This is a genomic window from Undibacterium sp. Ji50W (assembly GCF_049340445.1).
In the GTDB taxonomy this organism is placed as follows: domain Bacteria; phylum Pseudomonadota; class Gammaproteobacteria; order Burkholderiales; family Burkholderiaceae_D; genus Undibacterium.
This window is the reverse complement of the sequence record NZ_JBMPOX010000005.1, coordinates 260,752-268,802: the sequence shown is the minus strand read 5'-3', so window position 1 is coordinate 268,802 and position 8,051 is coordinate 260,752. Positions and strand designations below refer to the sequence as shown.

Annotated in this window: 8 protein-coding genes; 4 read left to right on the top strand and 4 right to left on the bottom strand. The window is 53.4% G+C overall.

What is annotated here, in order from left to right; genetic code table 11:
- From ACO0K9_RS11175 to uraH, 3 genes are all read right to left on the bottom strand, one after another.
- A partial coding sequence (locus ACO0K9_RS11175) for a M20/M25/M40 family metallo-hydrolase (RefSeq protein WP_422984789.1) occupies positions 1 to 511 on the bottom strand: 511 nt, incomplete at its 3' end.
- Between the two features lie 39 nt (positions 512 to 550).
- Complete coding sequence (locus tag ACO0K9_RS11170; RefSeq protein WP_422984787.1) at positions 551 to 1,771, bottom strand: urate hydroxylase PuuD; 1,221 nt, start codon at positions 1,769 to 1,771, stop codon at positions 551 to 553.
- A gap of 391 nt (positions 1,772 to 2,162) precedes the next feature.
- A complete protein-coding gene (gene uraH, locus ACO0K9_RS11165; RefSeq protein WP_422984785.1) occupies positions 2,163 to 2,516 on the bottom strand; it encodes a hydroxyisourate hydrolase in 354 nt (117 codons plus the stop codon).
- A 151-nt stretch (positions 2,517 to 2,667) separates the two neighbouring features.
- On the opposite strand from uraH, the gene ACO0K9_RS11160 reads away from it, so the two are divergent.
- A complete protein-coding gene (locus ACO0K9_RS11160) occupies positions 2,668 to 4,437 on the top strand; it encodes an allantoate amidohydrolase (RefSeq protein WP_422984783.1) in 1,770 nt (589 codons plus the stop codon).
- Between the two features lie 7 nt (positions 4,438 to 4,444).
- Here ACO0K9_RS11160 and ACO0K9_RS11155 read toward each other — a convergent pair whose 3' ends face one another.
- Complete coding sequence (locus tag ACO0K9_RS11155; protein ID WP_422984781.1) at positions 4,445 to 5,254, bottom strand: hypothetical protein; 810 nt, start codon at positions 5,252 to 5,254, stop codon at positions 4,445 to 4,447.
- Between the two features lie 310 nt (positions 5,255 to 5,564).
- On the opposite strand from ACO0K9_RS11155, the gene ACO0K9_RS11150 reads away from it, so the two are divergent.
- Genes ACO0K9_RS11150 through ACO0K9_RS11140 form a run of 3 tightly spaced genes read left to right on the top strand, consistent with a single transcriptional unit; the run spans position 5,565 to position 8,031 of the window.
- Positions 5,565 to 6,137: a transcriptional regulator gene (locus ACO0K9_RS11150; protein WP_422984779.1), complete on the top strand. Its 573-nt coding sequence runs from the start codon at positions 5,565 to 5,567 to the stop codon at positions 6,135 to 6,137.
- Complete coding sequence (locus ACO0K9_RS11145; protein ID WP_422984777.1) at positions 6,134 to 7,270, top strand: sensor histidine kinase; 1,137 nt, start codon at positions 6,134 to 6,136, stop codon at positions 7,268 to 7,270. Before ACO0K9_RS11150 ends, ACO0K9_RS11145 begins: the two co-directional genes overlap by 4 nt.
- The gene (locus ACO0K9_RS11140) at positions 7,267 to 8,031 is read left to right on the top strand and encodes a LytR/AlgR family response regulator transcription factor (protein WP_422984775.1); all 765 of its coding nucleotides are present in this window, start codon (positions 7,267 to 7,269) and stop codon (positions 8,029 to 8,031) included. The genes ACO0K9_RS11145 and ACO0K9_RS11140 overlap by 4 nt, the downstream gene beginning before the upstream one ends.
- Positions 8,032 to 8,051: the final 20 nt, after the last annotated feature.

The window sequence follows — 8,051 nt, the reverse complement described above, 5'->3', positions numbered from 1 at the left end:
TCAACATCCAGCCGGGGCCGACTTCGCCACCAAATTCTTCATCATAGGTAAATAACAATTCCAGCGTGCCAGTCTTGGGCTTGGCGACAGCTTCCAGTGCACGCAGGGCAAAGGTGTAGGTAGAAAAGTCAGATTTGCTGACGGCAGTGGCACGGCCATAGATATGGCCGTTTTCTATTTCACCCCCATACGGGGCCTTGGTCCAGCCTTCACCGGGGGGAACCACATCACCATGGGCATTCAGCAAGATGGTCTTGCCGGGGCCATACACACGGCGTACCAGCAGGTTGGTGATGCTTTGCAGGCCAGCGGCTTTGACTTCACTGTCAGGGACGCTGTGTTTTTCTGCGGTGATCCCCATGTCGTGCAGCAGATCAGCAGTGCGGTCTGCATGCGGGGCATTGTTGCCGGGTGGGGTATCGGTAGGGACGCGTAACAGTTCTTGCAGGAAGCTGACCTGTTCATCAAAGTGGCTGTCGATCCAGGCGTCGAGTTGTTGGTAGTGGTTCATGGGTGGAGAGCTTTCTTTTGTGCTGACGTATTGACTGGCCTACTTGGCACCAGCCTGAAACCAGGCGCCGATAACGGCGCGTTCGTCTTCTGTCATTTGCGTCAAATTCGCGATAGGCATGGCTTTCAACTGCACTGCCTGCATATTCACTTTGACGGCGTTTTGATGTATCAGTTCAGCGGTATCCAGCCTGATACCAGCCGGTGCAGCGGCAAAGCCGGGCTGGGTAGGTACTGCCGCGTGGCAGGCGACGCAACGCTGATGGATGATGGATTGCACTTTGGCAAACTGGACTGCGGCGGCATCCGGGCCAGCGGCTACAGCAGCAGCTACCGGTGGTTTGGGCGCGATGGCGATGGCTACTGCCAGCAACAAGAGCACGCCAACGGCAGGATAAGCCCAGTTGGTAATGCCCTTATGGCGCAGGTTGAAGAAATGGCGGATGGATACGCCCGCAGCCATGATGACGGCCAGTACCAGCCAGTTATAGGCATGGTTATACGTCATTGCATAGTGGTTGCTGATCATGATGAACAGCACCGGCAGGGTGAAATAGTTATTGTGGACGCTGCGTTGCTTGCCTTTTTGGCCGTGTATCGGGTCCGGCGATTTGCCTTGCTGCATGGCTTCGACCAGCTTGCGCTGGCCGGGGATGATCAGCATCAGCACATTGCCGACCATCATCGTACCCATCATGGCACCGACGTGGATATAGGCAGCACGGCCACTGAGCAATTTAGACAGCACATAGGCGACGGCAACAATAAATACAAACATGATGATGCCAAGCAGGCCATCGCGCTTGCCCAAAGGCGAGCGACACAGCAAGTCATACACGGTCCAGCCCACCAGCAGGGTACCCAAGCCTATGCCTATGGCTTGCCAGTTCGTCAGGTCGGCGACGGACTTGTCTATCATCATCGCCGACGCATTAAAGTAATACACGATAAACAGCATCGCGAAGCCTGATAGCCAGGTGGAATAGGCTTCCCATTTGAACCAGTGCAGTTCTTCCGGTAATTCCTTGGGGGCGACCAGGTATTTTTGCGGGTTGTAAAAGCCGCCTCCGTGCACGGCCCACAGTTCGCCGGATACGCCCTTGTTGGCCAGATCAGAACCGGGTTTGGGTGGGCGGATCGTGTTATCCAGCCAGACGAAGTAGAAGGATGCGCCTATCCAGGCGATGCCGGTGATCAGGTGCAGCCAGCGGACGATCAGGTTCAGCCACTCAGTGCCATACGCAAGTAAAAAAGCTTCCATGTGTTCTCTCATGTTTGAAGCTCGTCTGCCTCCGCGGGCTCTTCAGACGAGAGGGATAAAAAATCCCAAAGTGGTCGCGAACCATGACAGCTCCGCTGCGACCAGGACAATGACTTTCAGAAATGTCATTTTTATTGACGATTTTAGTACTGAAAAACCACAGTTGCTCTTTAGTTGTGTTTTATTTGCAGCAGATCGCCACTATTGCCGCCTGCCGACTTGTGGTCGGCAAGGGCGATAGGAAAAAAACCTGAGGATGTTTATCAACGATAAACTTTTCCCCGGCAAACTATATAGAAAACACAGTATAGTAAAAATACGGATTTCGATATAGACAAGACTTTATTGCACAATCAATTCGGTCAACACGCTCTAAGATCGTAAACAGGTTCTAACTACCCCTGTAGGTGGAATACGCCCATGGCGACACCACCAGCGGCACATGGTAATTCTGGCTGGTATCTGCCACGCCAAATGCCAGGGTCACGCGGTCTATGAATTTGGGGTTGGGCAGGTCCACGCCCTGCTTATCGAAGTAATCGCCAGCGGCAAAGACCAGTTCATACTGACCGGGTTTCAGGCTGTCACCCTCCAGCAGGGGGGTGTTGCAGCGGCCATCCTGGTTGGTGACTGCTGTTTTCAGCAATGTTTTATGGCCTGCCTCAACTGCATACAAGGCCACTTGCACACCCGCACCGGGTTTGCCTATGCTGATATCGAGCACATGTGTACTGAGCTTTCCCATTGTGAACTCCTATATTGATGTCTTGAAATACGCTATCAGCCAAATCTTATACTCTCAGCAGTCTATCAATATACTATCGAAGATATACACATCATGAAGATGACAACATGATACCGGCAAGCATTTTCAAAATTTAGCCTAGGCCTGAGCGATGACGACTACCACCCTGGACCATCTGAACCATCTGAACAACTGCACGGCGGCGGAATTTGTGCAAATTTTGCATGGTATCTATGAGCATTCCCCCTGGATACCGGAAAGAGCCGCCACGCAAAGACCGTTCACCCGCATCGCGGCGCTGAAGCTGGCCCTGCAAACGGTGGTGACCGCAGCGACGCAAGATGAACAACTGGGCCTGATACGCGCCCATCCGGAACTGGCGGGCAAGGCTGCCTTAGCGGGTGAATTGACCAAAGAATCTACCGGCGAACAGGCCAAGGCCGGTTTAAATAACTGTAGCCCGGAAGAATTCGCCACCCTGCATCAGTTGAATGCTGATTACAACAGCAAGTTCGGCTTCCCCTTCATCCTGGCCGTCAAAGGGCCGGATGGCAAGGGTTTTACCCGGCAGGCCATCATTGCCACCTTCCAGCGTCGTTTTAAAAACCAGCGTGAAGATGAAATGGCAGAATGCCTGCGCCAGATAGGCCGCATTGCCGAACTGCGCCTGAATGATTTGCTGGGCCATACGCTGCAATTCGGCCCCGTCATCATGGAATGGTCAGAAACCCTGGCAAGCTGGAGTGATGATGCCGAAGGCCTGACCTGCGCCTATATGACGCCCACGCACCAGAAAACCGCAGGCCAATTGGCGACCTGGATGCGCGAAGCCGGCATGCAGGTGCATATCGATGCCGTAGGTAATGTGGTGGGGCGCTATCTGTCTGATGTACCGGATGCCAAAACCCTGATGACCGGGTCCCACTATGACACCGTATGCAACGGCGGCAAATATGACGGGCGTGAAGGTATATTGCTGCCCATCGCCATCATCAGGCACTTGCATGAAAGAGGCGAGAAATTGCCTTTTCATCTGGAGGTCATCGGTTTTTCTGAAGAAGAAGGTGTGCGCTACAAAAGCACCTTCCTCGGCAGTAATGCCATCATCGGCCAGTTTGACCTGGCCTTGCTGGATAAAACAGACGCTGCCGGCATCAGCATGCGTGATGCCCTGACAGCTGCCGGACACGATGTGGGCCAGATACCCGCGATCGCACGCGACCCCGCACAAATACTGGGCTTTGTCGAAGTGCACATAGAACAGGGGCCAGTCTTGCTGGGGCGCGATTTGCCTGTAGGCATAGTCACCTCGATTGCCGGTAGTTGCCGTTATCAGGTACAACTACAGGGCGTGGCCAGCCATGCCGGCACTACACCCATGCATATGCGCAAGGATGCCGCCGCCGCCGCGGCAGAAATCATCCTGTATGTGGAACAGCGTTGTACAAACGGGACATCCCTGGTCGGTACGGTGGGGCAATTGCAGGTACCGCATGGTTCGGTGAATGTGATACCCGGTGCCTGCAATCTGTCACTGGATATACGTGCTGCCGATGATGCCCTGCGTGATGCCGCCGTCAATGACATCCTGGCGCACATCGCCACCGTCTGTCAGCGTCGCGCCATAGAAGTCAACGTGGTCAGGGCTGTGGCAGCATCGGCTGCCCCATGCGCACCCTGGCTCATGCAGCAACTGGCTGCCGCCACGCAAAGAGCGGGTTTGCCAGCATTTGAACTGCCTTCAGGAGCAGGGCACGACGCCATGGCCATCGCCAGGATGACCGATGTGGCCATGCTGTTTACCCGCTGCGGCAACGGCGGCATCAGCCACAATCCGCTGGAAACCATGACCGCCGATGATGCCGACGTATCGGCGCAGATCTTGCTGGATTTCTTCAGGAACTTTAAGGCAAAAGTTTAAATCTTCACTAGGCTGCAATTGCTTTACGTATCTCGGTTTTTTCCAGTTCAGTAAAGTCCAATACGGTCAGTTGTTCATCCAGCAGGATGAGGTGATCGGTTTCCGGCACCCCGACTGCCAATGCGACAGCGTGCTGTTCAGACAGAAATAGCGGGCGTTCATTTTTGCGCATGAAGTTACTATGTTCTTTCTTGATGCCGCCGATATGGGTTTCAAAACTGATGTTGCGCTCGTTTTCAATTTTGGTGACACCGACCAGTACGGGTTTCAGTACCAGTTTGTGTTTGATAATGCTGCGCAGCTTGTAATCTTGCCAGGCAACCAAAAAACCTCTGACAGAAAACCCGCCGAATAGCAGGCCAAAGACCAGTATCATCAGAAAGCGATTGGTAATATGTTCAGTCGCGATTGATGTGGTAATCATCGACGGGTCTTTTCTGTACCTGAGCACTTCGGTTTTCATCGAAGGGCTGAAACTGATAAACCAGAAACTGTGTTCGATCTCTTTGACGGTGCTGTCTTCCGGCGTGGCCAGGTATTGGATCTTGACATCACAATCAACAAAAATGAATTTACGCGTCTTGCATGAACCGTGTATTTCAGATTGCGTATCTACCACCGGGTCTTTGGATACCTTATAGTCATAGATCAGATCCGGCACAAAGAAGTACGCGATCACCGCTGTCAGGGCAACAAACAACAAGCCCAGGCCTATACTGGTCATCAAGCCTTGCTTGCCAGTGGCGAGTACGGACATGCGACGTTTGGGAAAGGCTGAGGCAATGCTGGCGAAGTGGTCGGTCGCTGTCGTGGTCATGTTCTGGGTTCCCTGTTTGTTTGGAAAAAATTTCGCCTGTATCGGCGATAGGTTCAAGAGTTGCTACCAAAGTATAACGGAAGCTATATTTTCAAAAAAGCACTACTGTAAATTTTTACAAATCGCCATAATGTATCAATCAGGCACGAAAAAAGTGGGTTGGCTTGCCTGATCCAAAGGTAAGCCGTCTCTTTTATCTTCCCCTGACTGCGTTTATCGTTAAAATCATGCGCTTGTCGCAAGCCTGGCAAGGCTGGCTTTGTCTCTGGCAAAGTAGCCACATGACATGTCGTCATGAAAAGGAGAAAACATGAAACCTGGATATATTATTTTGTCTTTACTTGCTGCTGCGTCTTTGTATGCGGTGGCCGCTGAATCGGTAGAGAAATTGGCCGAACCCTGGCTGCTGGCTGGCGAAACGCCGAAGTCTTACCAGATCGGTATCGACCGCAGCCAAACCATCAGTGGTAAAGGTGGTAAGTTCATACGTTACGTGAGTGGCGAAGGCAATAGCTGGGGTACGCTGATGCAGATGGTTTCTGCTGACCAGTACCGCAACAAGCGCGTGCGTTTCCAGGCCAGGATAAAAACCAAAGATGTGGATAGCTGGGCAGGCCTGTGGATGCGTGTCGACACCTCTTCACGCAATGAAATGCCGTTTTACAATAGCGAAGACAAACCCATCACCGGTACCACCGACTGGCAATTGCGCAGCGTGGTGCTGGATGTGCCGGCCAACGCCAACTCGATCGCTTTTGGTGTGATTGATGGAGGTAAAGGCCAGGTCTGGCTGGACGATTTGAAACTGGAAGTAGTCGGTAATGATGTGCCGGTAGATAAAATGAAGCAGGGCAGGCAATTGCCCACCGCCCCCAGTTTATGAAATTGGTGTTATTGAATTCCCTGGCTACAGCAGGCAGGCGCTTGCTGTGGGCCAGCCCCACCGGGGAAAAATGTTTTCCTGTTTTCGCCGGTGAGTCTAATGGTGATGTGGCACGGCTTGTGTCCGGCGTGCTGGGTTTTTCCAGACGGCAGGCGCTGCTAAGTGCAGGTTTGCTGGTGGGTGCTATTTTGCTGGCATTCCTGTGGCAGGCCCACGCCTGGCTGGGGTTGTTTGGTTTGCTGGTTTCGCCCTTGTGCATAACGGGATGGATATTGCTGGTCAGTCTGCGCCTGTCGGGCAGGTCGCATAACTGGCTGTGGGTATGGTGTTGCTTGTTGTTGCTAGCTGTATTGACATCCTGGACTGCGGTGAACGCTTATCACTGGTGGGTGGATGCCAATGAATTACGTGGCTTGAATACCCTGCAGGGTTTTGTCAGCGCCTTGATGTTGACGACCCTGTTGCTGGGTTTCCCCTTGTGGCGGGCGCAGACACAGTCGCGTGACTTGCAGATCGCCAATTTGAAACAGCTGGCACTGGCGGCTGAACTGAAAGCTTTGCAAGCCCAGGTTGAGCCGCATTTTCTTTACAATACCCTAGCCAATAGCCGCTATCTGGCGCGTCACGACCCGGATAAGGCAGTGCAGATGCTGGACCACCTGATCGCCTATCTGCAAAGTGCCTTACCCGATTTGCGCAGCCCCATGTCTACAGTGCAAAGAGAATTTGAACTGGCAGAACATTATCTGGCACTGATGGCCATACGTTTTGGTGAGCGCCTGCGTTTTCAATTACAATTTTTGCCTTCATTGAATGAAGTAGCCTTGCCACCCATGATGCTGATGTCACTGGTGGAAAACGCCGTACAGCACGGCGTTGAATGCCAGCCAGGACAGGTGGAAATCATTGTGCAGGCGCATGAGCAGGCCGGATACCTGCATATTACCGTCAGCGATGATGGTGCCGGGCTGGAACAAAAGGTCCTGGGCAGCGGTGTAGGTTTGCGCAATTTGCGTCAGCGCCTGCACGCACTGTACGGCGACAAGGCAAAATTTGAATTACGTATGGCACCAGACCAGCGCACGGTGGCAGAACTGGTCCTGCCATTGACTGCAATCAGAATCGAATCATGAATAATCCCGACAGAAGGCCGCGTGTGCTGATCGCAGATGATGAACCCTTGCTCAGGGCAGAACTGCGCGAGTCGCTGGCGCTGTTATGGCCGGAAGCCGATATCGTCGCCGAAGCCGTCGATGGTTTTGAAGCGCTCAGGCTGGCCAGGGAAATGATGCCGGACGTCGCCTTCCTCGACATACGCATGCCCGGCCTGAACGGGCTGGAAGTGGCGAAAGCCTTTGCTGCCCGCACCCATGTCGTGTTTGTCACAGCATTCCAGGAACATGCCATCGCTGCCTTTGAAGAAGGCGCACTGGATTATGTCGTCAAACCCAGCAGCCCGGCCAGGCTGGCACGCACCATCACCCGGGTGCGTGAGCGTTTGGGCACGCCACCACCTGATATCAGTCGCGTCATGCAGCAAATACAGGAAAAACCGCACAACAAGACGCAGTCCCCGGCCTGGCTACAGGCGGCGGTGGGCAATACCATTCACTTTATCGATCTCAGCGACGTTATCTATTTTTGCGCCGAACTGAAATACACGCGCGTGGTGACGGATACCATCGAGGCACATATACGCACCCCTTTAAAGGAACTGGCAGACACGCTGGAAGAGGCCGGCTTCTGGCAGATTCATCGCGGCTACCTGGTGGCCGTCAAACGTATTGCCAGCGTCAACCGCGATGCTGATGCCGCCCTATGGCTAAGCCTGCGCGACCACAGCGCCCGCTTACCGGTAAGCCAGCGTTATCAATACCGGTTTAAGGGAATGTGATTTGCCAGCGCCAAGATCGT

Coding starts and splice junctions, on each gene's coding strand:
- ACO0K9_RS11155 (WP_422984781.1), bottom strand. CDS start 5,254: ATGACCACGACAGCGACCGACCACTTCGCCAGCATTGCCTCAGCCTTT.
- uraH (WP_422984785.1), bottom strand. CDS start 2,516: ATGGGAAAGCTCAGTACACATGTGCTCGATATCAGCATAGGCAAACCC.
- ACO0K9_RS11150 (WP_422984779.1), top strand. CDS start 5,565: ATGAAACCTGGATATATTATTTTGTCTTTACTTGCTGCTGCGTCTTTG.
- ACO0K9_RS11170 (WP_422984787.1), bottom strand. CDS start 1,771: ATGGAAGCTTTTTTACTTGCGTATGGCACTGAGTGGCTGAACCTGATC.
- ACO0K9_RS11160 (WP_422984783.1), top strand. CDS start 2,668: ATGACGACTACCACCCTGGACCATCTGAACCATCTGAACAACTGCACG.
- ACO0K9_RS11140 (WP_422984775.1), top strand. CDS start 7,267: ATGAATAATCCCGACAGAAGGCCGCGTGTGCTGATCGCAGATGATGAA.
- ACO0K9_RS11145 (WP_422984777.1), top strand. CDS start 6,134: ATGAAATTGGTGTTATTGAATTCCCTGGCTACAGCAGGCAGGCGCTTG.